Source organism: Achromobacter sp. MUI-25009338, from assembly GCF_057359325.1.
Genome location: NZ_CM170627.1, coordinates 1287198 through 1312663 on the forward strand (window position 1 = coordinate 1287198; position 25466 = coordinate 1312663).

General features: G+C 60.4%; 23 protein-coding genes, 6 tRNA genes and 1 pseudogene. 6 read left to right on the plus strand and 24 right to left on the minus strand.

Going from position 1 to position 25466, the window contains the following annotated elements:
- Nucleotides 1-23 precede the first annotated feature (23 nt).
- The 7 genes from AC1IQ6_RS06025 to AC1IQ6_RS06055 form a co-directional block, all read right to left on the minus strand.
- Nucleotides 24-3170, minus strand: coding sequence for an efflux RND transporter permease subunit (locus tag AC1IQ6_RS06025; RefSeq protein WP_232886004.1), 3147 nt, complete (start codon nucleotides 3168-3170; stop codon nucleotides 24-26).
- Nucleotides 3171-3182: 12 nt separating this feature from the next.
- Complete coding sequence (locus AC1IQ6_RS06030; protein ID WP_232886002.1) at nucleotides 3183-4301, minus strand: efflux RND transporter periplasmic adaptor subunit; 1119 nt, start codon at nucleotides 4299-4301, stop codon at nucleotides 3183-3185.
- Nucleotides 4298-4837 (minus strand): hypothetical protein, encoded by a 540-nt coding sequence (locus tag AC1IQ6_RS06035; RefSeq protein WP_232886000.1) that lies wholly within the window; start codon nucleotides 4835-4837, stop codon nucleotides 4298-4300. The genes AC1IQ6_RS06030 and AC1IQ6_RS06035 overlap by 4 nt, the downstream gene beginning before the upstream one ends.
- Before the next feature lie 34 nt (nucleotides 4838-4871).
- Entirely contained in the window at nucleotides 4872-5963 is a 1092-nt protein-coding gene (locus tag AC1IQ6_RS06040) for a TolC family protein (RefSeq protein ID WP_485866019.1), read from the minus strand.
- Nucleotides 5964-6888: 925 nt separating this feature from the next.
- On the minus strand, nucleotides 6889-7434 hold the full coding sequence (locus tag AC1IQ6_RS06045) for a DUF4148 domain-containing protein (RefSeq protein ID WP_232885997.1): 546 nt from the start codon (nucleotides 7432-7434) through the stop codon (nucleotides 6889-6891).
- 298 nt (nucleotides 7435-7732) lie between these two features.
- On the minus strand, nucleotides 7733-8134 hold the full coding sequence (locus AC1IQ6_RS06050) for an ArsR/SmtB family transcription factor (RefSeq protein ID WP_429653439.1): 402 nt from the start codon (nucleotides 8132-8134) through the stop codon (nucleotides 7733-7735).
- Nucleotides 8135-8155: 21 nt separating this feature from the next.
- Nucleotides 8156-9169 carry a cation diffusion facilitator family transporter gene (locus tag AC1IQ6_RS06055; RefSeq protein ID WP_232885996.1) on the minus strand — a complete coding sequence of 338 codons (1014 nt, stop codon included), beginning with the start codon at nucleotides 9167-9169 and terminating at the stop codon, nucleotides 8156-8158.
- Nucleotides 9170-9924: 755 nt separating this feature from the next.
- On the opposite strand from AC1IQ6_RS06055, the gene lpdA reads away from it, so the two are divergent.
- Nucleotides 9925-11352, plus strand: a complete 1428-nt coding sequence (gene lpdA / locus AC1IQ6_RS06060) for a dihydrolipoyl dehydrogenase (RefSeq protein ID WP_232885994.1) — start codon at nucleotides 9925-9927, stop codon at nucleotides 11350-11352.
- 73 nt (nucleotides 11353-11425) lie between these two features.
- On the opposite strand, the gene AC1IQ6_RS06065 is transcribed toward lpdA, so the two are convergent.
- Complete coding sequence (locus AC1IQ6_RS06065; protein ID WP_232885992.1) at nucleotides 11426-11833, minus strand: ArsR/SmtB family transcription factor; 408 nt, start codon at nucleotides 11831-11833, stop codon at nucleotides 11426-11428.
- A 242-nt stretch (nucleotides 11834-12075) separates the two neighbouring features.
- Here AC1IQ6_RS06065 and AC1IQ6_RS06070 point away from each other — a divergent pair, with 242 nt between their 5' ends.
- Together AC1IQ6_RS06070 and cueR are read left to right on the plus strand one after the other, a co-directional pair.
- Nucleotides 12076-14577, plus strand: a complete 2502-nt coding sequence (locus AC1IQ6_RS06070; RefSeq protein WP_232885990.1) for a heavy metal translocating P-type ATPase — start codon at nucleotides 12076-12078, stop codon at nucleotides 14575-14577.
- An 18-nt stretch (nucleotides 14578-14595) separates the two neighbouring features.
- Nucleotides 14596-15045, plus strand: coding sequence for a Cu(I)-responsive transcriptional regulator (gene cueR, locus AC1IQ6_RS06075; protein ID WP_232885989.1), 450 nt, complete (start codon nucleotides 14596-14598; stop codon nucleotides 15043-15045).
- A 72-nt stretch (nucleotides 15046-15117) separates the two neighbouring features.
- Here cueR and AC1IQ6_RS06080 read toward each other — a convergent pair whose 3' ends face one another.
- Both AC1IQ6_RS06080 and AC1IQ6_RS06085 read right to left on the minus strand, forming a co-directional pair.
- A complete protein-coding gene (locus AC1IQ6_RS06080) occupies nucleotides 15118-15666 on the minus strand; it encodes a cysteine hydrolase family protein (RefSeq protein ID WP_232885988.1) in 549 nt (182 codons plus the stop codon).
- 81 nt (nucleotides 15667-15747) lie between these two features.
- Nucleotides 15748-15942 (minus strand): heavy-metal-associated domain-containing protein, encoded by a 195-nt coding sequence (locus AC1IQ6_RS06085; RefSeq protein WP_232885987.1) that lies wholly within the window; start codon nucleotides 15940-15942, stop codon nucleotides 15748-15750.
- Between the two features lie 251 nt (nucleotides 15943-16193).
- On the opposite strand from AC1IQ6_RS06085, the gene AC1IQ6_RS06090 reads away from it, so the two are divergent.
- Nucleotides 16194-17603 (plus strand): MFS transporter, encoded by a 1410-nt coding sequence (locus AC1IQ6_RS06090; protein ID WP_485866020.1) that lies wholly within the window; start codon nucleotides 16194-16196, stop codon nucleotides 17601-17603.
- On the opposite strand, the gene AC1IQ6_RS06095 is transcribed toward AC1IQ6_RS06090, so the two are convergent.
- From AC1IQ6_RS06095 to AC1IQ6_RS06125, 7 genes and pseudogenes are all read right to left on the minus strand, one after another.
- Entirely contained in the window at nucleotides 17569-18348 is a 780-nt protein-coding gene (locus tag AC1IQ6_RS06095; RefSeq protein WP_232885985.1) for an alpha/beta fold hydrolase, read from the minus strand. The genes AC1IQ6_RS06090 and AC1IQ6_RS06095 overlap by 35 nt on opposite strands.
- A gap of 149 nt (nucleotides 18349-18497) precedes the next feature.
- Nucleotides 18498-19100, minus strand: a complete 603-nt coding sequence (locus AC1IQ6_RS06100; RefSeq protein WP_232885984.1) for an arsenic resistance protein — start codon at nucleotides 19098-19100, stop codon at nucleotides 18498-18500.
- 39 nt (nucleotides 19101-19139) lie between these two features.
- Nucleotides 19140-19322: a DUF3470 domain-containing protein gene (locus AC1IQ6_RS06105; RefSeq protein WP_429653438.1), complete on the minus strand. Its 183-nt coding sequence runs from the start codon at nucleotides 19320-19322 to the stop codon at nucleotides 19140-19142.
- Nucleotides 19308-19479 (minus strand): annotated as a pseudogene (locus tag AC1IQ6_RS06110) (4Fe-4S dicluster domain-containing protein); the annotation flags it as partial. The gene AC1IQ6_RS06105 and the pseudogene AC1IQ6_RS06110, both read right to left, overlap by 15 nt.
- A complete protein-coding gene (locus tag AC1IQ6_RS06115) occupies nucleotides 19476-19835 on the minus strand; it encodes an ArsR/SmtB family transcription factor (RefSeq protein ID WP_232885983.1) in 360 nt (119 codons plus the stop codon). The pseudogene AC1IQ6_RS06110 and the gene AC1IQ6_RS06115, both read right to left, overlap by 4 nt.
- 75 nt (nucleotides 19836-19910) lie before the next feature.
- On the minus strand, nucleotides 19911-21221 hold the full coding sequence (locus AC1IQ6_RS06120) for an MFS transporter (RefSeq protein ID WP_232885982.1): 1311 nt from the start codon (nucleotides 21219-21221) through the stop codon (nucleotides 19911-19913).
- 9 nt (nucleotides 21222-21230) lie between these two features.
- Nucleotides 21231-21488 carry a metal-sensing transcriptional repressor gene (locus AC1IQ6_RS06125; RefSeq protein ID WP_232885980.1) on the minus strand — a complete coding sequence of 86 codons (258 nt, stop codon included), beginning with the start codon at nucleotides 21486-21488 and terminating at the stop codon, nucleotides 21231-21233.
- Between the two features lie 261 nt (nucleotides 21489-21749).
- Between AC1IQ6_RS06125 and AC1IQ6_RS06130 the strand changes: the two genes are divergently transcribed.
- Complete coding sequence (locus tag AC1IQ6_RS06130; protein WP_232885978.1) at nucleotides 21750-22640, plus strand: LysR family transcriptional regulator; 891 nt, start codon at nucleotides 21750-21752, stop codon at nucleotides 22638-22640.
- Between the two features lie 26 nt (nucleotides 22641-22666).
- Here AC1IQ6_RS06130 and AC1IQ6_RS06135 read toward each other — a convergent pair whose 3' ends face one another.
- Nucleotides 22667-22960: a helix-turn-helix domain-containing protein gene (locus AC1IQ6_RS06135; RefSeq protein ID WP_232885976.1), complete on the minus strand. Its 294-nt coding sequence runs from the start codon at nucleotides 22958-22960 to the stop codon at nucleotides 22667-22669.
- A gap of 171 nt (nucleotides 22961-23131) precedes the next feature.
- On the opposite strand from AC1IQ6_RS06135, the gene AC1IQ6_RS06140 reads away from it, so the two are divergent.
- Complete coding sequence (locus AC1IQ6_RS06140; protein ID WP_429653436.1) at nucleotides 23132-24034, plus strand: LysR family substrate-binding domain-containing protein; 903 nt, start codon at nucleotides 23132-23134, stop codon at nucleotides 24032-24034.
- A 324-nt stretch (nucleotides 24035-24358) separates the two neighbouring features.
- On the opposite strand, the gene AC1IQ6_RS06145 is transcribed toward AC1IQ6_RS06140, so the two are convergent.
- From AC1IQ6_RS06145 to AC1IQ6_RS06170, 6 genes are all read right to left on the minus strand, one after another.
- Nucleotides 24359-24435, minus strand: a tRNA-Asp gene (locus AC1IQ6_RS06145).
- Between the two features lie 72 nt (nucleotides 24436-24507).
- Nucleotides 24508-24583: transfer RNA gene (locus AC1IQ6_RS06150), tRNA-Glu, on the minus strand.
- A gap of 51 nt (nucleotides 24584-24634) precedes the next feature.
- Nucleotides 24635-24710, minus strand: a tRNA-Ala gene (locus AC1IQ6_RS06155).
- A 104-nt stretch (nucleotides 24711-24814) separates the two neighbouring features.
- Nucleotides 24815-24891, minus strand: a tRNA-Asp gene (locus AC1IQ6_RS06160).
- Nucleotides 24892-24956: 65 nt separating this feature from the next.
- A tRNA-Glu gene (locus tag AC1IQ6_RS06165) sits at nucleotides 24957-25032 on the minus strand.
- A 25-nt stretch (nucleotides 25033-25057) separates the two neighbouring features.
- Nucleotides 25058-25133: transfer RNA gene (locus AC1IQ6_RS06170), tRNA-Ala, on the minus strand.
- Nucleotides 25134-25466 lie beyond the last annotated feature (333 nt).

Consider the following 25466-nt stretch of genomic DNA (forward strand, 5'->3'; position numbering starts at 1 on the left):
AGTGGCGGTCGAGTGCGGCCGCATCAAAAGGCCTCTTCGCTGCGTTCGCCGACCAAGCGCTCGGCCGGCTTACGACCGAACAGCCAGAACATCGTCGGGGTGAGGAACGTATCGAGCAGCGTCGAACTCACGAGACCCGAGAAGATCACTACGGCGACTGGGTGCAGAATCTCGGTCCCAGGGCGCTCGGCCTCGAACAGCAACGGTGCCAGCGCGAAGGCGGTTACCAGCGCAGTCATCAGCACCGGGCTGAGACGTTCCAGCGAACCGCGCACAATCATTCGTTGCTCGAACGACTCGCCTTCCAGGCGCATGAGGTTGAGGTAATGGCTGACCTTCAAGATGCCATTGCGTACCGAGATGCCGGCCAGTGTGATGAAGCCCACCAGCGCCGCGATCGACAGCGGTTGTCCAGACAGCCACAGCCCCACCACCGCCCCTACAAGTGCCAGGGGGATGTTGACCATGATCAGCCCAGAGAGCACCACCGACTGATAGCGCGTGTACAACACGACAAACATGAGCACCAGGGAAACGATGGAGAGCATGCCGACCAGACGCGAGGCTTCTTCCTGGGCCTGGAATTGCCCACCCATGGTGATGAAGTAGCCTTCGGGCAGACGCATTTCCGCCACCACGGCGCGAATGTCGGCAACGACGTCGGAGAGCGGCCGGCCTTGGGCGTTTGCCGAAAGCACGATGCGCCGGCGTCCATCGTCGCGGCTGACCTGGTTGGGGCCGTCGCTTTCCTCGATGACGGCCACCTGCGACAGCGGAATGCGGCCCATGGGCGTGTCAATCAGCAGTCGCTGCAAGCCGTCAACCGAGCGTGCGTTCTCCGGCAAGCGGATCACCAGCGCAAACCTGCGGTTTCCCTCGACGACCTCGGTGACCCTCTCTCCTTCCACCAGACCTTGCAGGGTGGACAGGATCTGCGGCGCGGCCATGCCGTACCGGGCAGCGGCGGCGTAGTCCACCCGCACCTTGATTTGCGGTGCCAGTACCTGCTTCTCGACCTCCAGGTCGGCCACGCCCGCAATGCCAGCCAGCTTCGTGCGTAACTGTTCGGCCTGACCCCGTAGCGTGTCCAGGTCTTCACCGAAGATCTTGATGGCGATCTGGGATCGAACACCCGACAACATATGGTCAATTCGGTGCGAGATCGGCTGTCCGATACCGACCGATCCGGGCAGGTTCGCCAGACGGGAGCGGATGTCGGCCGTGATCTCATCCATTGAGCGGGTGAGTTCCGAGGCTGGCAGCAGCCCCACATCCAGTTCGCTGACGTGGACACCTTCGGCATGCTCATCCAGTTCGGCACGCCCGCTTCGACGTCCCACGTGCTGCACTTCAGGGACCTGGGCTACCACGAGTTCTGCCTGTCGAGCCAGCGTGGAAGACTCGGCGAGCGTTACGCCGGGGTTGAGGCGCAGGCCCACGAGCAGCGTGCCTTCGTTGAATGGAGGCAGGAAGGTGGTCGGGAAGAACGGCACTGCTGCGATTGCCAGAACCACAGCCACGCCCGCAACGCTCATTGCGGCACGCGGGCGGCGAAGCACTTGCCACAGCCCGACTTGATAGCGTGACTTAATCCAGGCTAGGACACGGGTGTCGCCATGATCGAGCGACTTCATCTTCGGCAGGAGGTAGTAGGACAGCACTGGCGTCACCGTCACAGAGACCAGCAACGAGGCCAGTGTGGAGACGATGAAGGCGATACCCAGTGGCACGAAGAGACGACCCTCCATGCCAGGCAAGGCGAACATCGGCATGAACACCAACACGATGATGACCGTCGCGTACAGGATGGCCGACCGAACCTCCATGGAAGCCTTGGCGACGATTTGCAGGGGGTTCAAGTGCTTGCCGGGGTCGCGAGCGCGGTCCTCCTTGAGTCGGCGCATGATGTTCTCGACGTCCACCACGGCGTCATCGACCAGCCCGCCAATGGCGATTGCCAGACCGCCAAGCGTCATCGTGTTGATTGACATGCCGAAGTAGTGAAACACCAGTCCGGTGACGAAGATGGAGGCCGGAATAGCAGTGAGCGCGATCACGAGCGGGCGAAGTGTGCCCAAAAAGAAGAACAGGATCACCGCGACGAAGACGGCCGCACCGATGAGCTTGCCTTGCAGGGTGTGGATGGACGCTTCGATGAAGTTGGCCTGTCGGAACGTCACTTGCGGTTCAGACATGCCTGCAGGCAGCGACCCTTTCATATCCGCCAGCGCAGATTCGATGGCCTGGGTCAGCGCGATCGTATCTGCCGTCGGTTGCTTCTGTACGCCCAAAATGACGGCCGGCATACCCTCGAAGCCGGCATCGCCGCGCTTGATTGCGGCAGCGAAGCGCACGTCTGCGACCTGATGCAGCAAGATCGGCTGTCCGCCACGGACCGTGAGCGGCAGATTGCGCAGATCATCGAGCCGGGATGTACGCCCCAGGTGACGGATCAGGTACTCGCGGCCATTGAGTTCCAGAAAGCCGCCGGACGTGTTGGCCGAAAAGTTCTTCAGGGCAGCATCCAGATTGTCGGCCGTCACGCCCAGTTCGCCCATGCGAGAGGTGCTGGGCTGTACTTGGAATTGCCGGACCTCGCCGCCGATCGGGATCACCTGCGCAACGCCGGGGATGGCCATGAGCCGTGGACGCAATACCCAGTCGGCGTACTCACGGGTGTCCATCGCCGAAAGCGGCGGCTTACCGGACGTGTCTTTGCCGGGCTTGGCACCGATGGGGATCGCGATCTGCATGATCTCGCCCATGACCGAGCTGATCGGCCCCATGGTGGGCGTCACACCCGGCGCAAGGCCTTCTTCCAGGGAGGAAAGCCGCTCGGAGACCATCTGGCGTGCGCGGAAGATGTCGGTACTCCAGTCGAAAGTGACGTAGATGAACGACAGGCCCGCGCTGGAGACGGAACGCACGCTCTCCACGTTGGGCAAGCCGTTCATGGCTGTTTCCAACGGGAAGCTGATCAGTTGCTCCACTTCTTGGGCTGCCATGCCTCCGGCCTCCGTCATGAGCGTGACGGTCGGCTTGTTGAGATCAGGAAAGACGTCAACGGGGGTGCGTGACAGCGTGAACGCACCGTAGGCCATCAGCACCAGCGCGCCGATAATCACCAGCAGCCGGTTGCGCAAGCTGTTTTCCAGTATCCACTTGAACATGAGTGGCGCCCCTTATCGAACCTGATTGATGAGCGCGGCGCCTTCAATCACCACGCGGTCGCCTGGCTGAATGCCAGAGGTCACCGCAATGGAGTCGCCATCGAGCGGGGCCGTGATCACGACCCGCGGCTCGAAGCGTTCCGCCTGATGCTTGACCCACACGATGTTCTGATTGGCGGCATTCTTCATGAGTGAGGCCACGGGAACCCGATAGCCCTGAACTGTGGAAGACTCCTGGACATAGACGGCCACCGGTTGGCCGACGACCAGGCGCGACTGGTTGCCTCCCACGCTCTTGAAGAGCAGTGGCAAGGCTTGTTCGCGAAGACTGCTGGCCGCGCCAACCACCTCCAGGGTGACGTTGCGGCCATTTACCGCGATGTGGGCGCCTGCCAGGTTCAGTGCCAGACCGGGGTCATAGGCCAACGCTTCGACATACAACTGGGTGGGATCGACGACCTCGAACACCAGCTCACGCGCATCTACCACCTGACCAGCTACGGCCGGGCTGGCGGCAATGACACCACTGACGGGTGCTTTCAGCACATCGCGCCCCGACAGACCACCAGATAGTGCGCGGGCGCGTGCCGCCAAACTGGCGACTTCGCTTTCCGCAGCCTCGATTTCTTTGCGAGGGACCGTGTCCGCCAGTTCCTGCACGCGGGCCAGGCGCTTGCGGGCCAGCACCAGCGCGGCTTGCAGTTCAGCGATCTGGGCCTGTTGTCCGGACCGTTCGAGAACGCCGTTGGCGGGTTCGACATAAGCGAGCACGTCGCCTCTTTTGACCGCTTGTCCGATCTTGGGCAATCCCTGCGGGCCTGGTACCAGCCGGCCCATCAGCATCGACTGCACGCGTCCGCCCGCATTGGGGTCCATGACCACCTTGCCCGCCAACTCATACGTGCGAGCTAGAGGTTCGGGCTGCACTGGGCGCGTGCGCACGCCGATCTGGCGCTGCGCAGGTTTGGGCAGAAAAACACTGCCATCGGGTTGTCGCTGAGGACCGTTGGCCGAAGGGGCCGGAGCGGCATCGCCGTGATCATGTCCCTCGTGTGCCTGGACATTGCCAGCGAGACTGAGCGACAAGGCCGCGGCCAGGCTCAGGGCTGCAAACTGCTTGATCGCTCTCATGCTGCACTCCGTTCGGAAGCGGAGCGGCGGCGCAGCCCCCACAGGAGCAACCCTGCCCCGACAAGGGCGCCACCGCCCCACGCATAGGGCGCAGAAAGGACCCTGGATGCACCATCTTGGGCATGGTCATCGACGTGAATGTCCAGCGCTCCCGCCAGCAGGTCGACTTGGTCACCGACTGTGACCGTGGCCATGATCGGTGTCTCGCCATCAGGCAGTGCTTCGGCGAGTTCAACCTCGAATTCACCTTCGCCGTGGGGCTGTACCTTCACGGTCTTGCCGTCGATTTCCAGATCCAGCTCTCCCTTGGCAACCGGACGGTTGTCCGGCGCATGATCCAGGTACAGCGCCAGGCGCTGACCGTGCAGGACGCCGACCAGCTCAAAATCGTCAGAGGCTGCGACAAAGCGCGGAAGCGCCTCGCCGGCCGGCGCCGCAGGCGCGTCGTCATGTCCTTCGTGTGCCCACGACGCCGTGGCGGCGCAGGCCAGCGCGACGCTGATCGCCGCGGTGCGCCAGTTTTTTCGTATGTTCATGGCAGTTTCCGTGCTCATAAGATGAAGCGCGTTTTCAGCGCATGTTAGGGAATGGCTGAAGAGCAGGCGCCTGTTCGGGCAGTACCCCCTGGGCCTGCAGGAGCAGCGATACGGCAGAGGCGTGTTCGACCTGGGCCAGCAAAGCCTGGCGTTCCGCGTCCGTGGCTTCCTGCTCGATACGCAGCCGGGTAGGCATGTCGGTTTCGCCCAATGCAAAGGACTTTTGGTAGAAACTTCGCGTCTGCTGTGCCAACCGCTGCCGTTCGGCCGCCGCCTCCAACTGCGTTTGGGCCGCACGAACACGGGCCTGAGCGGTGCGTATGTCAGCCAGCAGGCGTGACCTCTGAACCACGAGTTCGGAGTCCGCTTCCAGCGCCACCGCGTTCGCACTGGCCCACTGTTCGGTATGTCGGCTGCCCGAACCGAAGGGAATGCGCACGCCGACCGTGATGGTCTGGCCATAGTGTTCTCCCCGAGCCCCGCGATCGCGCGTGGTAGAGAGCGTCAACTCGGGGTTGTCCCGCTTCTGAACCGCTACCCGTTCGGCCTGTCGGCGTGCCGCCTGCGCCTTGCTTCGCAACTCCTGCAGCAGTGGATGTTCTTCGGGAACGGTTTGAACGGCAGACGAAGCGCCGATCGCATTTCCAAGCAGGGACAGTTCTTCGGCGGCCAGGACCGGTGGAGCGGCGAGCGAATCACTACCGATCATTGCCAGCAGCGCTTGCCGCTCGGACTCTTCCTGTGCCTGCGCCTGTGCGAGTACGGTGCGCGCGAGTGCCACGGCGCCATCCGCCTGGTTGCGGTCAGCTTGCGCCAGATCGCCGGCGCGTACCCGACGCGCAACGTCCGCCGCAAGCTTGGTCGTATTACCCTGTTGGTCTCGCGCAGCCGTGAGTTCGGCGACCGCACGCTGCCAGCTCCACCACGCCTGCCTCACCTGGCCTGCGGTGCGCAGCTTCGCAGCCTGGATTCGGCCGGTCAACGCTGAGCTCTCGGCATCGGCCCAGCGCGCTGCCGATGATCGCTCTCCCGGAAGCCACAACGGAATCGCAACGCCCACTTCATACTCGCGGGCACCATCGCGGTCAGTGAATCGGTCGGTCTTGCTCGACAGTTCCAATGCCATCGGCCCTGACGTTAGGCTGTCGGCAGTCGCACGCCGGGCCTGTGCTGCCTGCCGCCAAGAAGATTCGGCAGTTGCTTCGGGCTGACGTTCCCACGCTGATCGCCACAACTGCACCATCGAAGTGGGTTCGACGGCTGGCTGCACGGGCCGGTCATTCACGGGCTGAGCGGACGCAGCCGCCGCCCACAGCGCGCATAAGCCTACAAACAAACTTCTTCGTTTCCGAATACTGAACATCTAAATCTCCACCGACGGCATAAAGCCGGTTGGTCTATCAATTTCTTGAGGTGCGAGCTTCTGCGGGCGCATTGATCAAAAGTGAACAATAGAACAATTGTACATATGTTCATATGAATGAAGAAAAGATTGTGATTTTGGAAGTTTTCAACAATCATCCGGGATGCGACAGATAGCGCCGCCCACGCGGGACCGCAGTTCGACGGTCTTTGGCGCAGCCAGATAGCCTGAGAACTCTGCCATAGGCACGATCGTGCGTGTAATCACCTCGGCCACCGGAACTGGAGGAGCCGCTGGCGTATTTGGCGACTTATCGGCGGATGTGTCACGGGCGGCGATCGCAATGCCCCCGCCGACGGCGATCGCCGCTGCCAGCAGAATGATTGGAATCTTTTTTGCATGATTTCTACCCTTTGCCCACCTGTCTCCGTTTCGGCTCATCCGAAGACCCGTACAGCATTGAAGGAGATTCTGAAAAATGCCTACCTTGGAGGGGTCAACCCCCGCAGCAAAAAGAAGTGATTGGGCAGCCCCCTCACGGACCGGCAGGAGCGCCGTACATATCCCACCCATTCATACCTTATGAAACAACAAATGATTACATGAACATTTGTTTGTTTATTGTCAAAAAAAATGAGTGTTGCATGCCGTTCGAGGAGGGCGCCCAGCCAAGTTCGGAGGTGCGCCGTCACATTTGCTGGTAGCGTTCCATTGCCGATCGATAGGCGGGACTGTTCATGTCGGGGGTCTGTTCCCCCTGCCAGAACTTGTCCAGGCCAGCCTGCTTCCACTTGGCCAGATCGGCTTGCACTTCCTCACGCGTCAGCGCGACCGGAGCTTGGTAGTCGTCGCCGAGCTTCAGGCGCAGGTAGTTCTGGTAAGCCGCCTCATACGCCGAAGTGAAGGCCGCCGTGGTGATTCCGGAGAACCTGGCCATCCCCGAGCGTTTCCAGAGTTCCAGATCGGCCTTCACTTCAGCTCGCGTCTTGCCAGCAGCAGGCGCTTGATACTGGTCGCCTTGGACCAGCCTCAGGTAGCGCTGATAGGCCGCTTGGTATTCCGGGCTGAACGTGTTGGGGCTGGCCTCACCTTGGTGGAATTTATCCATACCCGACAGCTTCCAAGCCGTGAGGTCCGATTGCACATCGGAGCGCGACAGCGTGCCCTGTGCATTGACTGCCCCCACGGACAGGGCGGCGGCGAGCAGGGCTGCGATACGAAGTTTCTTGGACATCATCATTCTCCTTGACGTTAAAACGAGTGGCGTGACATTTGTTGCGCCGCTTTGGGCCTGACCCACGGACGAATAATAGCACATATGATCATGTATTGATATGTTTGTTTATCTTGGATTGTTTTTAAGCAACATATCGTTGGAGTTAAGCTCGTCAAGAGAGGTGGATGAAGACAAAGCCGGGCGACAGCGACATCGGAACTTTGGTGTCGCTGTCGCCCGGCTTTCCAGGGAGCACAGGCCTGCAGGTACAGCGGGAGTGCCCGCTGCGCCGCTTCATGAGCATCAGGCCTGTCGCCTAATCGTCTGCTTGATCTTCCGAAATGTGCTCCGCCATATCGCGTAGCACGCGCGCAACGTGATTGTCCGCAATCTCGTAGAACACCTGCTTGACGCGGCGCTCGCCTCTGACCAGGCGAGCGCCGCGCAGCAGGCGAAGGTGATGGCTGACCAGCGACTGGGAGAGGTCGAGGTTTTCTGCGATGTCACCCACGGGAGTCGCGCCGCGCATGCACTGCAGAAGGATCCGTAACCGCGACGGATCGCCCAGCAAGTGAAATGTCTGGGCCACAACCGCTACTTCGCTGTGGGGCAGCTCCAGTGGCGTTTGCACATCCGCTGCATCATGCTTGCATCCAGGCATTGGGACGACCGCACTGCCGGGAGCAGTTTCGTGCTGGTGTTGGGTATGCGATGCCATATCAGTAAGTCCTCCAGAAAATCAGTGGGTATGCCCCTTGCTTGAAGGCCCGTGGTCATGACTGTGGTCATGGTCATGACTTTGCGCGCTGCGCTCGGATGGCGGCTGCAGGCTGCAGGCCAGGGGGTCATCGTCGCTATTCCAGTCAATAGCAATCGTGGAGTGCTCGATGGCGAATTGCTCCTTGAGTACCTGATCGACCTGTCGCACGACACTGCGCGCTTGCTCATCACTTTTCGCACGGACGTGCAGCGTAGCCATCGTGCGACCGGAAGTCAGTTGCCACACGTGGACGTGGCTGACATCAGCCAGATCCGGCACGCTTTGCATCAGGCCGCTGACGACCTTTTCTGGAGACGCATTGTCCGGCGCACCTTCCAACAGGATGTGGATCGACTTGGACAACAGCTTCCAGGCGCTACGCAGAATCAGCAACGCCACGAGGACCGACAGGATGGGGTCGATCGGCGTCCAGCCCGTGAGCATCACAACCACCGCGGCGACGATGGCGCCGACAGAGCCCAGAAGATCGCCCATTACGTGCAGGACTGCGCCCTTCACGTTGACGTGTTCGGTATCGCCACGGGTCATGATCCACAAAACCAGGACGTTTACCAGCAAACCGACGACAGCCACGGCCATCATCGGTCCGGCAAGAATTTGGGGAGGATCGAAGAAGCGTTCCCAGGCTTCGTAGCCGATCCAGCCGACGATTGCGAACAACGTCACGGCGTTCAGGAAGCCGGCAATCACCTCGAAGCGCAGGTAGCCGAACGTGCGCTTGCTGTCAGCGGCGCGGCGGCCAAAGCGGAACGCGGCATAGGCAAGTGCCAGCGCCACGGCGTCGGTCAGCATGTGCCCTGCGTCGGCAAGCAGCGCGAGCGAACCCGACAGTATGCCGCCGACCGCCTCCACCACCATGAAGGTGAAGATCAAGACAAACGAAATCAGCACTTTGCGCTCGTTTGCGCTTGTGACAGTGGGGGTATGTGAATGATCATGGTCATGATCGTGATCTTGGTGGGAATGGGACATAGGGCATCCTCAGGTGAGAAAAACAGTACGGAAAACTTGCATTCACATGAATATATATTCATATGAATGTGATTTCAAGTGAAGCTGCCTGTCTCACAACATGGCCAGGCACTTTGTAGCCGTCAAGCAACAGCGTATCGATCTGGTGACCTACCGCTTCGTGGCTCCCCTGACCAGTTCTCCATCAGGTGATGGCGCCTATTTTATCATTCATATGTACAGATGTTCATGTGTAGTGGTATGATTTTGACCAATGAAGAGGTCTCGGCCTGGACAAGTGTCTGCGCCCTGACCTCGGCAAGTTGTGGATCAGGCGGCTTTGCGTCACCGCACGGAGAATCAGATGCTGCGAAGGTTCAAACATAGGGGGTTGATGGTCGCCTTGAGCGTTCTATGGACAGCCTTGGTCATGGCTCAGCCCGTGCAGGGCAACGCAAGCATGGCATCAGGCGCCCCGAGTCTCTTGGTGCAGATGTGGCAATCCGCATGGCAGCGCCAACCTGTCCGGCGGGATGGGGTAAGCCCAGTTTGCCGTCTGGAAAGTAGTGACAGTTTTTTGGCGGGTACGGATACGAAGGCGGTCGTCCAGGTTGAACGTGAGGGCAAGACGACGAGCGCGCGCTTCGTGCTGCCCTGATTACCTATTGCCGCATGGGATTGCCGGTGGCGCAACGGTCTGGCGGCCTCACTTTCGTGGGTAATCGGCGGCCACGAAGTCCGACCCTTTCGCTTGAACAAATCTTGGAGATTGACTCATGGACAAGAATTTCGACGTCATCATCATCGGTGCTGGCCCCGGGGGCTATATCGCAGCGATTCGTGCCGCCCAATTGGGTTTGAGCGTGGCCTGCATCGACGAGTGGAAGAACAAGGAAGGCAAGCCTGCGCCAGGCGGCACTTGCAATAACATCGGTTGCATCCCTTCAAAGGCGCTGCTGCAGTCGTCCGAGAACTTCGAGCAGGTCAACCTCCACTTTGGCAAGCACGGCATTTCCGCTGGCGAACTGCGCATGGACGTGGCCAAGATGATCGAGCGCAAGAATGAGGTTGTCAAAGCAAGCAATGACGGCATTCTGTACCTGTTCAGAAAGAACAAGGTCAACTTCTTCCACGGTCGTGCTGCGTTCAACCGGGCGGTCGAAGGTGGCTTTGAAGTCTCCGTTGCTACGGCGCAACCCGAGATCCTGGTTGGCAAGCAGATCATCGTTGCCACCGGCTCCAACGTGCGTCCTTTACCTGGGCTGCCCTTTGACGAAGAGGTCGTGCTTTCCAACGATGGAGCACTGGATATGGCCGAGGTGCCCAAGGCGTTGGCGATCATTGGCGCTGGCGTGATCGGCCTGGAGTTGGGTTCTGTATGGCGCCGCCTGGGGGCGGCTGTGACCATCCTTGAAGGTTTGCCCACTTTCTTGCCCATGACCGACGCTGCCATCGCCAAGGAAGCCAAGAAGGCCTTCGACAAACAAGGGCTCAAGATCGAATTGGGTGCCAAGGTCAGAGAGGTCGAGAAGGCCCAGGCCGGTGTGACCATCGACTACACCGACGCACAGGGCCAGGCGCAAGCGCTCCAGGCCGATAAGGTGATCGTTGCCATTGGCCGCATGCCTAACACCGAGGGCTTGAATCCCGACGCGGTGGGTTTGGAGCTCGATGAGCGTGGTGCCGTATTGGTCGATGACCAATGTCGTACCAGTGTGCCCGGTATTTGGGCCATCGGTGATGTCGTGCGTGGCCCGATGTTGGCGCACAAAGCCGAAGAAGAGGGTGTCGCGGTAGTCGAACGTATCGCCGGTCAGCACGGCCGAGTCGACTTCAACACGATCCCCAACGTCATCTACACCAGCCCCGAAATCGCCTGGGTGGGCCGTACCGAGCAGCAACTCAAGGAAAGCGGTATCGAGTACAAGGTCGGCACTTTCCCATTTCTCGCCAATGGCCGCGCCAGGGCGCTGGGCGATACTGCCGGCCTTGCCAAGGTGATTGCCGATGCGACCACGGACGAAATCCTCGGCGTGCATATCGTCGGTCCGCAAGCCAGCGAACTGGTGGCCGAGGCCGTTATCGCCATGGAGTTCAAGGCGAGCAGCGAGGACATTGCCCGGATTTGCTTTGCGCACCCGACCCTGTCTGAAGCCTTGAAGGAGGCCTCATTGGCGGTGGATAAGCGCGCGCTGAACTTTTGAGACTCTGCCAAACTCGGTCAAGCCTGCCGTCTCGGTGCTCCGCACACCTTGCGGCAGGCACGTCGTCGGAAGGTCAGTCGTCGCTGTGCTCTTCGGCGATATGGTGCGCCATATCCAGCAGTACTTGTCTTACGTGGCTATCGGCCACTTCATAGAAGATATGCTTGGCATGCCGCTCTCCCTTGACCAGGCGTGCGCCGCGCAGCAATCTCAAATGATGGCTGACCAAGGACTGCGACAGGTCAACGGCCTCGACGATCTCGCCAACCGAAGAGGAGCCTTCCAGGCAGCGCAACAGGATCTTGAGCCGTGACGGATCGCCCAGCAGCCGGAAGGTCTCCGCCAGAATCGTGATGTCATTCTGCGACAGGGCCGATATCTCGAACGACTCCCGAGGCGTTGGCGTGCCGCTCTGCTTGGCGGGCGTCTTCTTCGTTTTCCGGGGTGCTGCCCCATCACCCCGCTTTTGTTGTAGTGCCATTCATAAATTCCTGATGCCGAGCGATTAGGGCGTATTCCCTATCTATGCGAGGTCAGATCCCTCCCCGCGACATTATTACAACTAAAAATAGGCAGGCCGTCCAGCTTGCACCATATCCCGTCTCGCTGGCAGCGATGCGCGGTGCGTCGCAAAAAAGATCGCTGGCATCCTGTTGACCTTCCCATGATGGAAAGGTCTAGTCTACAGGTTATCCAGTATCAATGCCAATGAAGGAGCGAACCATGAGCGCATCTGTAACAGAGCAAGCTCGACCAGGCACAGCGACGATCAGCCTGCCGATCGAGGGCATGACCTGCGCCAGTTGCGTCGGCCGGGTCGAAGCGGCGCTGACCAAGGTCGAAGGCGTGGGCAGCGTATCGGTCAATCTGGCCACCGAACGGGCGGACATCCGTCCTGCCGGCCCTGTCGACCGCATGGCGCTGATCCAGGCTGTCGAAAAGGTCGGCTATGACGTGCCGGCCAGCACGGTGGAGTTGGCGGTTGAAGGGATGACTTGCGCCTCCTGCGTCGGGCGGGTCGAACGTGCGCTCAAGGCGGTGCCCGGCGTGTCGCAAGCCACGGTGAACCTGGCGACCGAGCGCGCCACCGTGCGCGGCTTGGCGGGTGTAGACGTCCTGATTGCAGCCGTCGAAAAGGCCGGCTATGACGCCCGAGCCATCGAGGCCACCGCGCAAGCCGGCGAAGACGAAACCCTGGCCAAGAAGGATGCCGAGCGTGCAGAGTTGCGGCGCGACCTGACCATCGCCGCCGTGCTGGCCCTGCCGGTGTTCATCCTCGAGATGGGCTCGCACATGATCCCGGCCATGCACCACTGGGTGATGGACACCCTGGGCATGCAGACGAGCTGGTATCTGCAGTTCGTGCTGACCACCCTGGTGCTGCTCATTCCCGGGCGGCGTTTCTATATCAAAGGCTTTCCAGCTCTGGCACGCCTGGCGCCGGACATGAACTCGCTGGTCGCCGTGGGCACCGCAGCGGCCTATGCGTATTCGGTGGTCGCCACCTTCCTGCCCGGCCTGCTGCCCGAGGGCACGGTCAATGTCTACTACGAGGCCGCCGCGGTGATCGTCGCGCTGATTCTGCTCGGGCGCTTCCTGGAGGCCCGCGCCAAGGGGCGCACGTCGCAGGCCATCCAGCGCCTGGTGGGCCTGCAGGCCAAGGTGGCGCACGTGGTGCGCGACGGCCGTACCGTCGACATCCCGATCGGCGAAGTGGCGTCGGGCGACATCGTCGAGGTGCGTCCCGGCGAGCGCGTGCCGGTGGACGGCGAAGTCCTCGAAGGCCAGAGCTATGTCGATGAATCCATGATCACCGGCGAGCCGATCCCCGTCGAAAAATCCCTGGGCAGCGAGGTCGTGGGCGGCACGGTCAACCAGAAGGGCGCCCTGACCCTGCGCGCCACGGCGGTGGGCGGCCAGACCGTGCTGGCGCAGATCATCCGCCTGGTCGAGCAGGCACAGGGCTCCAAGCTGCCGATCCAGGCCGTGGTGGACAAGGTGACGCTGTGGTTCGTGCCGGCCGTGATGGGCGCGGCGCTGCTGACCTTCCTGGTCTGGCTGGTATTCGGCCCCTCGCCCGCGCTGACGTTCGCGCTGGTCAACGCCGTGGCCGTGCTGATCATCGCCTGCCCCTGCGCCATGGGGCTGGCCACGCCCACCTCCATCATGGTGGGGACCGGGCGCGGCGCCGAGCTGGGCGTGCTGTTCCGCAAGGGCGAAGCCTTGCAACTGCTCAAGGACGCCAAGGTGGTGGCCGTGGACAAGACCGGCACGCTGACCGAGGGCCGCCCTGCCCTGACCGACCTGGAAGTGGCCGAGGGCTTCGAGCGCGCCCAGGTGCTGGCGCTGGTCGCGGCGGTGGAGTCGCGCTCCGAGCACCCGATCGCCCGCGCCATCGTCGAAGCCGCCGAGCGGGAGGGCATCGCCTTGCCGGCGCTGAGCGCATTCGAATCCGTCACCGGCATGGGCGTGCGCGCCGTGGCCGACGGCCAGCGCGTGGAAGTCGGCGCGGACCGCTACATGCGCTCGCTGGGCCTGGACGTGGCGGTGTTCGCCGCCAGCGCCGAGCGCCTGGGCAGCGAAGGCAAGTCGCCGCTGTATGCCGCCATTGGCGGGCGGCTGGCCGCCATCGTCGCCGTGGCCGACCCGATCAAGCCGAGCACGCCCGACGCCATCGAGGCGCTGCACGCGCTGGGCCTGAAAGTCGCCATGATCACCGGCGACAACACCCGCACGGCCCGTGCCATCGCGGCCCGGCTGGGCATCGACGAGGTGGTGGCCGAAGTGCTGCCCGAAGGCAAGGTGGAAACCATCCGGCGGCTCAAGGCCGAGCATGGCCGGCTGGCTTTCGTCGGCGACGGCATCAACGACGCGCCGGCACTGGCCGAGGCCGACGTGGGCCTGGCCATCGGCACCGGCACCGACGTGGCCATGGAGGCGGCCGACGTGGTGCTGATGTCCGGCAATCTTCAGGGCGTGCCCAACGCCATCGCGCTGTCCAAGGCCACCATCGGCAACATCCGGCAGAACCTGTTCTGGGCTTTCGCCTACAACACCGCGCTGATCCCCGTGGCGGCGGGCGTGCTGTACCCTGCCTATGGCGTGCTGCTCTCGCCCATCTTCGCGGCGGGTGCCATGGCGCTGTCCAGCGTGTTCGTGCTGGGCAACGCACTGCGCCTGCGAGGCTTCCGTCCACCGCTGGCGCCGGAAGCGCAGGCATCGTAACGCTAGAGGAGACACGCCATGAATATAGGTGAAGCAGCCAAAGCCTCGGGGGTTTCGGCCAAGATGATCCGCTACTACGAGTCTGTCGGCCTGATCCCGCCGGTCACACGGACCGATTCAGGCTATCGCGCCTACGGCGAGACGGACGTGCACATGCTGCGCTTCATCCGGCGCGCCCGCGACCTGGGGTTTGCCGTCGCGGAGATCCAGGATCTGCTCGGACTGTGGCGCGACCGCTCGCGCAAGAGCGCCGACGTCAAGCGCGTCGCGCAGCAGCACATTGCGGATTTACAGCGACGCATCGACGAACTCAAGCAAATGGCCGATACCTTGCAGACGCTTGCGGCCTGTTGCGCAGGCAACGACCGGCCAGATTGTCCCATCTTGGCCGATCTTGAGCAATCCGGGAGTATGGCCGCGGCAACGCACAAGAAGGCGGGGGCGCGGCGTCTCTTGATGCAGCGCTGAGGGGCTGCTGCCAATCGTGTCCCGTGATCGATGAGAGGAACGGAAAGTGCTGATCGTTCCTCTCAATCCACTTCAACCAGCCAGGTATTCGTCGGTCGTGACGATGGTGGCATAGGCGAAGGCCAATGCGGCCATCAGGGCTGTATGCACCTGGGATGCCGGCACCACCTGGCCGCGGAACTCCAGATCGCGCGTGGCGCAAGCGTCATGGACGACAGTGGCCTTGTAGCCAAAATCCGATGCAGCGCGCGTGGTGGCGTCGATGCACATGTGGCTCATGGCGCCGATGACGGTGACCTCTTCGATACCCTGCTGATCCAGGATCTGCCTGAGATCGGTTTTCAAGAAGGAGTTGGGGTAGTTCTTGGTGACGACGGCCTCACCCGGCTGTGGTGCCACCTGGGAAATGATCTCCACGCCGTCCGTGCCGGGTTGGAAGAACGGGATCGCTGGATCGGCAAACTCGTGGCGGATATGAATCACCGGAACGCCCTTGGCGCGGGCGTCGGCGATGACGCGAGCGGCGTTGGCGACGGCCTGTTCGATATCGACAAGATCGAGTTTCCCGGTGGGCAGGTATTCGTTCTGAAGGTCAACGACGATGACGGCGTGCTTGTTCATGATGACTTTCTCGGTAAGGGGGATAAGTTGAATTCAAGCGAGCGGGCCAGCGACGAGACCGGCGTTGGCCCGACGGAGCGCTCACAAAGTCTGCGGTGGGAAGCCTGCCTCTCGCAGAGCGGCTTCGACCTGCTCCTTCGTTGCAGTTGTTTGGACATCGATGACTCGCTTGGGCGGATCAGCGGACACTTGGGCATTGATATCAACCGATTGGATCGCCTTCGTCACACTGCGGGCGCAGCCCCCGCAGGTCATGTTGTCGATGTGGAATTGCATGGGAACCTCCTGAAGAAAAACGTGCCCGCAGCCTAAGGGTTGTCACCGTGGGAAGGTCAAGCGGAATAGCCGCTCCCGGAATCGGGCTTGACCTTCCAATCGTGGTAATCCATACGCTCCTTGCATTTCCAGATATCAGGGTCAGCAGTCGTATGCCATCGTACGAACCACGGTTTTCTCATTCAGGCACAAGCCACACTGTTTCCGCCAGTACCGGGCTGGCGCTTGTCGTCATCGCCACGGCCCAGCTCATGCTGGTGCTCGACGACTCGATCGCCAACATCGCGTTGCCCACCATTCAGCACGAGTTGGGCATTTCGGCCGCAAATCTGCCCTGGGTCATCAACGCCTACATCCTGGCTTTTGGTGGGCTGCTGCTGTTCGGGGGGCGCCTGGGCGATCTGTTGGGGCGTCGCAGTGCCCTGCAAGGGGGCATGGTGCTGTTCACTGCGGCCTCGCTGCTGGCCGGGCTGGCCGGCAGCGGCGAGTGGCTGATCGCTTCGCGCGGCCTGCAAGGTGTTGGTGCCGCACTGACGGCGCCGAACGCTCTGGCGCTGATTGCCACCACCTTCGCCGAAGGGCCGCCGCGCAACAAGGCGATGGCAGTCTATGGCGCCATGTCGGGCTTGGGCATCGTCGCCGGTCTGCTGGTGGGCGGTGTATTGACCGATCTGCTTGGCTGGCGCTGGGTATTCTTCATCAACGTGCCCATCGGTCTGTTCGTGTTGGCTGGCTCGCGCGTTCTGGTGGAGGCTGAACTGCATGACGGCAAGCCTGACGTCGCTGGTGCGTTGACCAGCGTGGGCGGCATGGGCGCACTGGTGTATGCGATCACCCGCGGCGGCGAGCACGGCTGGACGGATCCCCTCACGTTTGGCGCCTTCGCGGCGGCTGCGGTACTGCTGCCTGTGTTTCTACTGATCCAATCGCGCGGCCGCGATCCGCTGCTGCCGCTGCGCCTGCTCAGGAACCGCAGCCGTGCCGGTTCCTATGCGGCCGCCGTGCTGCTGGCGTTCGGCCCAATGGGCACGCTCTACCTGATGACGCTGTACATGCAGGACATTCTGGCCTACAGCCCCCTGAAAACCGGCCTGTCCTGGCTGCCGTTTGGTATCGGAATCATCGTGGGCGCAGGTTTCACCACCAAGATGGCCGGGAAGCATTCGCCCCGCGCATTGGCGGTGGCGGGCAGTCTGATCTGCGGCGCATCCATGTTCTGGCTGTCCACGATCGACACGACGACCAGCTATGTCGCGCACATCATGCCCGCGATGTTCGGCCTGGCCTTCGGCTTCGTGATGGGAATACTGGCCCTGACGCTGACGGCCGTGCGGGACGTGCCGGCACAGGATTCGGGCATTGCCTCGGCATTGCTCAACGCTTCGCAGCAAATTGGTGTGGCCCTGGGACTGGCCATCCTCTCGACGGTGGCGGTGTCGTTGACGCAGCGCAAGGTGCCCGATGCGCTCGAAGCGCTGCGGCAAGGCCGCGCCGCCGGGGATCAGGGCTTGGTGCTGTCGGCCAGCGAGGCGCTTGTACAGGGCTATAGCGCCGCATTGGCCGTAGGTGCGGCAGCCATTTTGGTTGCAGCGGCGATTGCAGCGTTTTGCCTGGATACAAAGCGCGTCAGTCCATCAACGAGCGATAAAAGTCCACAATGATGTCATTCACCGCAGTAGGCTGTTCTGTTTGAGGAAAGTGATTGGCTCCTTCCACTATTTTCAGAGTGGCATTGGGCAGGGTTTCAACAATTTCTTGAGGATGACTGAGAGGCGTTACCACATCGTCGCCACCATGGAGCACTAAAGTGGGAGTAGAGAGCCGGGCGACTTTGTCAGGCTCGGGCGTAAAGCTCAAGAAAGCCACTGTTTGATTCAGAAATACGTGCCGGGGCCATTTCCCGGCCTCGATGGCGATATCTTCTTCAAGGCCGAGATTCCTGTAAAACCTCATGCTTGCGCTGGGCGAGGTATGGTGCGAGGAGAATATGTCCTCTTTGGCGCCTGCGCGGACGAGCGGCCAGCCGCCCAGAGTGGCGCCGCCTGCCATCAGGATGCCTTGCACGAGGCGCGGATATTTCATGGCGAACGCCAGGCCGCTGGCTGAGCCCATCGAGTGGGTTACAAGCAGAAACGGGCTGCTGATGCCGGCATCGTCAACGACAGCCTTGAGGTCTTCCGCATTGATTTCCGTTGAGTACATGTCGACATCCTGCGGGCTGCCTGACAAGCCATGTCCGCGGTTGTCGTGAGTGATGCATCTATATTCACTCCCGAGCGTGTCGACCTGATATTTCCAGATGTCATGAATCCCCATGAACCCTGATTGGAAAACGATTGCGGGTCCACTGGATTTCGTATCCTCGTAGTAAATCTCAATGTCATCTGGCGTCGTTGCCCAATTCATAAAAATATTCCTCCTGGAGTGTATGGGTCGTAGGGTTTGAATTGCCATCAGCGTGTGGCGTCAGGCTCGTATGTTTGCTTTGTGAGCAAGTTCTTGCAGAAACTGCGTCGGTAGTCTGAGGGGGTAGTGCCCAATTGCATGCTGAACTGCTAGCGATTCAACCCGTCCACCAGACGCCCGGCTGCCGCCGTCCTGCGGCGCAGTGCCTGAACGCTGGCGGCCAGCAGCAGCGGAACCGCGATCAGCCAGATAAAGGCATGCAGGAACGGGCCGGCCTCGACGAGATTCGAGACTTCACTGCCCAATAGCAAACCCAGATAAATGGGCAGCAGCATCTGGAGGATGAGCAATACAGGCGTCATCGCCAACAGCAAGCGCGCATTGCCGCCGCCCAGGTGGGTGAAAGTGATGACGTAGTCGATGCAGGGCATCAGCAGCACGAACAGTACCGCCAGGTGCAGCATCGGGTCGGCGGGCAGGAACTGCACCAGCACTGCGGCCAGGATGGGAATGAGGACGAAGTTGGTCAGCGCCAACGCGCCCAGGAAACGCACATTGCGCAAGGCCGCGCCGATCTCGGCGAGCGGCACTTGCAGGAACGTCGCAAACAACATGACGGCCAGCGCGGGGTTGATCGCCGCTTCCATCGCTCCCATGCCGGGCACCGCCAGGCCCAGCATGGCGCCGCACGCAATCGCCAGGAAATAAATCCAGACCTGGCGTGCTTCGAGTACTGCTCTGATGTTCTCCATAGGTGATGGCCTTGACGACTGATGATGTTTGAGGGGAATTCATGGCTTCGCCCGGCCTGGCCGTGGCGAAAAATAGAGGTGGTATTTGTCCGGCATGCCGTTGAAGACGTCTGCATCCGGGGACACGGCGCCTTTTCTGGTGATGTTCGACCACTGCACGACATACGCGGCGTAATTCCATCCAGGGCTCAAGCCCGGATTCCGTATCGGGGAAAATCGCATTGGCGGGGCATTCCGGCACGCAGACGGCGCAGTCGATGCACTCGTCTGGATGGATGACAAGCATGTTCTCCCCCTCGTAGAAGCAGTCCACGGGGCACACTTCCACGCAGTCCATGTACTTGCACCGAATGCAGTTCTCCGTCACGACGTGCGTCATGCCTGGTCCTCAGTGGGACGGCCTGTGCATTTCGCAAACAGGGTGATGGCCTTGTCGCAGTATGCGCAGTGCCCCTGGCAGCAGTCGTGCATCAGGAACGCGACGAGATCCGAGAGGGTGAGAAAATTGGCGCTATAGATGATCGACTTGCCCTCCCGCCGCCCCTGCACGAGTCCGGCGTGTTCCAGCTCCTTGAGGTGAAAAGAAACACGTGAGGGCTGTGCATCATCGAGGGCGCCAGCAATGGCTCCGGCAGCCATGCCGTCCGCCCCGGCGACCACCAGCATGCGAATGATCCGCAGCCGGTCCTCATGAGAGAGCGCGGAGAAGCCTGCCAGTGCAAGTTTCTCTTTCATTTAATTTAATGATTCATGATTTATTGAAATGAAAATTATAGGGAAGCCAGCGATCGTGTCAATGTCATGGCGACCTTATCCCTGCGGCCAGTGCCGGTGCAGATCATCGACGATCAAATGATGGCGATGTTTATCTTGGCCTGCATGTTCGCGTAAATGAGGGTGTTCTGGAGGAAGGTCCGGGTGGTCATGCGTGACATTGGAGGGATCACCCGCAGGCCAAAGTCGTAGCGCCAACACCACACCAACGAGACCGACCAGCGACATGACAATGAAGGTTGATTGCAATCCAAAAGCCGCACCAAATCGGCCTGCCAACGGGTAGCAGATGAGCCAGCATGCGTGTGACAGCGCAAACTGCGCGGCGAAAATCGCGGGCCGATCCTCGGCATGGGCCGAGCGACGCAGAAGGCGGCCTGAAGGTGTTTGGGCCGCGCTGTAACCGAAGCCGACCACCAGCCAGAGCGGTAGCAGTACGGCATAGGTCGGAATCACCGCCCCGATGGCTGTGCCAAGGACCAGAATCGCCGCTCCCGCGATCATGACAGGCCGATCAGGAACCTTTTCCAGCAGGCGAGGCAACGTAAACGCGGCAATCATCGAGCCGCCGCCAAACGCTGCCAGGGCCCATGCCACCTCGGCCTCGCCCAAACCCAAGCCGGCCTTCACGATGACGACGGTGTTTACGATGACCATGGCGCCCGCTGCTGACACAGCAAGGCTGATTGCCAGCAGGCCCCGCAAGCGCGGCGTGGCAAGGTAGATGCGAAGACCTCGTGTCGTGCGCTCCCACATGCCTCGGCGCGGGCCGGGAACAGTTGCCGGAAGCACCACACTGACCACAAGCGCCGCTGAAACAAGGAACCCGACCACAGTCCCTGCAAACAGATTATGAAAGCTCATGACGACCAACAGCAGTGCCGCCAACATTGGAGAAACCAGGTTCTCAAGGTCATAGGCCAGCCGGGAGAGGGACAACGCCTTCGTGTAGTCCTCTTCATCGGGCAGGATGTCCGGGATTGTCGCTTGAAAGGCTGGCGTGAAGCTGGCCGAAGCCGCTTGCAGTACGAAGATCAGCAAATAGATTTGCCATATTTCGCTGACAAAGGGCAGGCAGAGTGCAACCGCCGCCCGCACGAGATCCAGCGCCACCAGCAACGAACGACGTGGCACTCGGTCGGCAAATGCTTGTGCGACAGGCGCCACGCCAACATAAGCAATCATCTTGATCGCCAACGCCGTGCCTAGAACGGCTCCCGCATCCGCCTCCGCTAGATCGTAGGCAAGGAGGCCAAGCGCCACAGTCATCAACCCAGTGCCGAGAAGCGCGATCACCTGTGCGGCAAACAGGTGGCGATAGGTGCGGTTCTGCAGGACGTTAAGCATTGGCCGATCTCAGAGGAGTTTGGCAAGCGCTTTCATTTCAGCCGAGACGGCTTTCGCGTCATGATCAAGGCAGTGATCGATGTGATCATGGATCAGCGTGCGTTTTGCCGCTGTTACCGCGCTTTCCACCGCAGCAAGCTGGCGGGCGATGTCTAGGCATGGCTTTTCATCTTCAATCATGCCGATAACGTGCCGAAGATGGCCTTCAGCGCGTTTCAGCCGCTTGACCAATTCGGGATGGCTTGCATGCTTTTGAGTTTTTTCCATCTTCTTATAATATCCCCCCAGGGGGGATATGAAAAGAGGTCAAAAGTACGGTCAAGTCGTTCTGACACGCAGACCTGCCACGCCTTACTTTATTGAAATATATGAACATGTGTATTATCATTGATATGAAAATGCTTGCGCCAACGATATAGTTGTCTTGGACCAGGCGCATCCATGTCATCTCACGACAAGCCCTGATGTAGCCGCAGGCCGTGACGCGATTGCAGCTGCCTTGGCCCGGACGAGACTGGGGAAAGTGCTATGGAACTTCGTCACCTACGCTGCTTTGTCGTCTTGGCCGAGGAGCTGCATTTCACAAGAGCAGCCGAACGCCTGCACATTGAACAGTCACCTTTGTCTCGTACCATCAAGGAGCTTGAGGACGAATTAGGTCTAATCCTCTTCGACCGAAACCGTCGACGTACTGAACTGACCCCGGCGGGTGCCGCCTATTTGCTGGATATTCGCAAGTTGTTCACTATCCTGGAGCAGGCTCGTGAAAACGCCCGGGCTGTTGCGGCTGGCATGCGTGGGAGACTGCGAATTGCAATTTCGGACGGTGCGATCGATTCCCGGTTATCGGCATTTCTGGCTCGTTGCCGTGCTGAGGAGCCGGAGGTCGAGATCCGGCTTTCCGAGGTGCCTCTGGCCGAGCAGCTACGTGGATTGAGATCAGGTGACTTCATGATCGGCTTCGCCCACACGGCGGAGGTCAGTGATGGCATTGTCGCAGAGCCAATCTGGCAGGACCCGTTGGTCGTTGTCGTTCCTGCCCGCCATCAACTGCTTGTCCACAAGGAGGTTCCCCTCCATGAGCTCGGAAGCCATCCCCTGGTACTTTGCGATCCGCAGGTATGCGAGGGATATTGTCTTGAGCTTGCTCGCCTCTTGCGCCAACTAGAGCGCGAGCCTAATGTCGTTGATCAGGTGTCTTCGCTGGAAATGATGCTCACCTTGGTCGGTGCAGGCTACGGCATTGGACTGACAGCGGCAAACAGGATGGCCGGCTCTCAACGAACGGATGTTGTTGTCCGACCTTTGGCAGCCGAGTCTGCGGTGATCAACACATACTTATTGTGGCCAGAAAGCGACAGTCGATCAGCTTCTTTGACGCGATTTGTCGACCGCCTACGCGATCAAATGAGCGGCTGACAGAGCCCTCCGTAGTCGGCGAAATTTCAAGAGTCGGCGTCGGAGTCTAAGTTGTTCTCCGTTGCTGCTATCAGTTCAGCAGCCTTCATTTTGAGCGCCCTGGCAATGCGCAGTATCAGGGCCAATGTGGGCATATGGCCCCCACGTTCAATCTTGCCCAGATGTGAACGGTCGATTCCCGCCAGATCGGCAAGTTGTTCCTGACCTATTTCTCGCTCCGTGCGTGCAGCGCGCACCGACTTCCCGAAGGCTATGGCAACTTTGGGTTCATGTGAGGTGGTGCCGGGAGGTCGGCCTTGTTGAGCGGTACGCTTCTGCATTAACAGAAGCGTGGGTCAGCCGGGGAAATTTAACCACGGTAAATTTAACTCATTGCGCTATCATATTGGGCTTCCTTTTGGGCCATTGTTGTTTTCCGTTAAAGACCGGAATCTTCTCGTTGAAGGCGGAATCGTCCGTTAAATCCTGGAATGGAGGACGAGGTGCTAGTGATGCAAGAAGTGCTCTGCGCCAGATTTTTTGCTTTGAGGAGAAGGTGTTGGGCGCTTGGTGGAGGTGTGGCAGGTGCTGTCATGCGCCTTGACATGCCATCCGGTTGGCCGCGCCGCCAGTTCAGCTTTAACGGAAATTTCGACTCCATTCCGGGATTTAACGGAAATTGGGAGATCAGCGAAAGCCAGGATTGGCGCGGGTTTGCGCACGTTGCCATTCCGGCTTTCAGCGGAAAACGACAGCCATATAGCTTCGTGAGGGCTCTTATGCGTAACGCTACCAGCAGGTCTTTCAAGCTCGCCATAGCGCCTGGTGTGACGTCCTCCCGCCTCTCAACGCTTCTTGCCCTGCAGCGCGTAGAAGAGCCGGACACTGCCATCAGGTTTTTTGAGGTCACAAGCGACGAGCTGGTCGCCGGACTTCGCGAGGGCCGCTATGACGCGGGGATGTCACTTCAAGACGTGAGCATCCCTTCCCTGAGCAGTCAGCCTTTGTGGCGCGAGAGCATGGCCATTGCCGTGCCACCGCAGTTTCATTTGCCGAGCCAGGCGAAGCTCACGATCGCCGAACTGCGTGACTACCCCGTGTATCGCTGGCCAGCGGAGATCTGCCCCTTGCTGGATCAGCGGCTATCTTCCTTGGTGCCGGAGGACCAGCAGCACATCCAGTACGTGACTTCGTTCGAGTTGTTGGCGCTGTGGGTTGCAGCAGGCCATGGTGTTGGTGTTTCCGCTCAGTCGCGCATCCAGCGCGCCGACGGTTGGGGAATCGCGATGCGACTTCTTTCGGATGGTCCCTATGAGGTCGTGACCCATCTGCAGCGCCTCCACCAGCCAGCCAATTCTGTTGTGGAGCGGTTCGAGCGTAGGGCGCTGCAAGTTGCCGGTGCCGACACGGCCTGATCCCGACTCCGATCCTACACTCTCGATGGCCTATGTCAGAGTCCTACGCCGCTTCGACAATACGTTGAAGTGCATAGGGCGGTTTCCCGTTAGCTAACCCAGCAGGGTGCTGGTCCGGCCGTACTGGTGCAGAGCGACGAGCTGGATGTGAGCTTGGCTGCGCGCGACGAATCCGCCTCGGCCTGCGCGCACGAGGTGCAGATCGGCTCGGATGGCGTTTTTGCAACATATCGGGAGCCGAAGATTTTTAGGACACGGTTAGGACACGGACGTGGGAAACGAAAAAGGGCTTACAACGAAAGCGCTGTAAGCCCTTGAATTCTTTGGCGGAGCGGACGGGACTCGAACCCGCGACCCCCGGCGTGACAGGCCGGTATTCTAACCAACTGAACTACCGCTCCGCAGCGGTGTGCTTGACGACTTTCATCGCTGCGGTGTCAAGGCAGCGGTACTGCAAAATAGGGCCAGCGAACTGGCGTCCCCTAGGGGATTCGAACCCCTGTACTCACCGTGAAAGGGTGATGTCCTAGGCCTCTAGACGAAGGGGACTTGGACTGCGTATCGCACGAACTGCTGCGATATTACTACCGTACTACTTACTGGTGGAGGTAAGCGGGATCGAACCGCTGACCTCTTGCATGCCATGCAAGCGCTCTCCCAGCTGAGCTATACCCCCCAGGTTACCTTGTTGCCACAGACTGCCGGCAACCAGGCCTTACACCCTAAAAAGCAAAAAGCCCCGAATACGGAGCTTTTGAAAGATCCCGTTCAAGGAGCTTTTGGCGGAGCGGACGGGACTCGAACCCGCGACCCCCGGCGTGACAGGCCGGTATTCTAACCAACTGAACTACCGCTCCGCAGCGGCTTACTCAAACTAGATCACTTCAACTGCATCTAGGTACTGCATTTACTACCAGCGAACTGGCGTCCCCTAGGGGATTCGAACCCCTGTACTCACCGTGAAAGGGTGATGTCCTAGGCCTCTAGACGAAGGGGACTTGGACTGCTTTCTTCGCTTTGGACTGGTGGAGGTAAGCGGGATCGAACCGCTGACCTCTTGCATGCCATGCAAGCGCTCTCCCAGCTGAGCTATACCCCCGTTTTCTAATCAATTCCGACTGGCTTTCAAGTGTTGCGTTTGCTTCACTTTTCTGCTCGTCACCGGTTTTGTTTAGTGCCGTTGGCGAAGAAACGAGATTATGCACGAACTAAATTTTGCGTGCAAGTCGGTTTGCGGCAAAAAACAAAAAAGTTGTGAAAAAGTGGGGGCGGCGGCGGACCGTCGAGTGACGGTTGCGTATTTGTTGGGCAGCCCGGGAAAGTCTTTTTCAAGCCAAGTCCAGGAAAATCAAGGGCTTGCGGGAATATCATCGCAATAGCGAAAATTTTGCCGTTTTGCCACACTTGGCCGACGGCATCGATCAGGACGGAA